1 protein-coding gene is annotated in these 847 nt (G+C 72.6%); it reads right to left on the bottom strand.

Annotated elements, in window-relative coordinates:
• The coding region (locus tag Y706_RS26040; RefSeq protein WP_043436348.1) for an IMP dehydrogenase at positions 1-847 on the bottom strand (847 nt) is incomplete at both ends.

The following is an 847-nucleotide window of genomic DNA, read 5'->3' as shown; positions in this document are numbered from 1 at the left end:
CCGGCTTCCCGGGCCGCGGCGGAACATTCCAGGACGGCGCTGAACTGCGGGCGGCCCACGGCCGTCATCATGCGCGTGGTGCACATGGCGCCCGGACCCACGCCGACCTTGACGATGTCCGCCCCGGCCTCGATGAGCTCACGCGTTGCCTCGCCGGTGACGACGTTGCCGGCGACTACCGGCACGCCGGGGTTGAGACCCTTCACGGCGGCGAGGGCGTCGAACATTTTCTGCTGGTGCCCGTGCGCGGTGTCGAGGACCAGCACGTTGACGCCGGCCGCCAGCAATTCGGCGGCCCGCCCGGCCACGTCCCCGTTGATTCCGACGGCGGCGGCGACCTTCAGCCTGCCCTCGTCGTCCAGGGACGGCCGGTAGAGCGTGGCGCGCAGGGCGCCCTTACGGGTGAGCACGCCGGCCAGGACCCCGTCCTGCTGCACCGGTGCGTAGTCGGTTCCGGCGGCGTCCATCGCCTCAAAGGCGCCGCGGAGGGCCTGCGCAGCATCGGCCGCCGACCCGCCCCCAAACAATCCGCCGGCGAGCGGTCCGGCGTCGAGCACCAGCGGCTGGTGGCGGATGACGGAGGCCAGGGACGCGAAACGGTCCTGGCCCTCGCAGTCGGTGGCCCGGACAACACCGGTGACCGCGCCGGAGTCGTCCACCACCACAACGGCCCCGTGCGGCCGCTTGCCCATCAGGTGGAGGGCATCAATGACGGTGTCCGTGGGCGCGAGCGTGACGGGGGTTTCCAGGACCGGGTGGCGTCCCTTGATCCAGGCCGTGACGTCACGGATGACGTCGAGCGGGACGTCCTGCGGCAGGACGCCAAGGCCGCCGCGGCGGGCCATGG

It is taken from the genome of Arthrobacter sp. I3, from assembly GCF_000520575.1.
GTDB lineage: Bacteria > Actinomycetota > Actinomycetes > Actinomycetales > Micrococcaceae > Arthrobacter > Arthrobacter humicola_A.
Note: the sequence above shows the minus strand (reverse complement) of the source record. Positions and strands in the feature narration are given on the sequence as shown.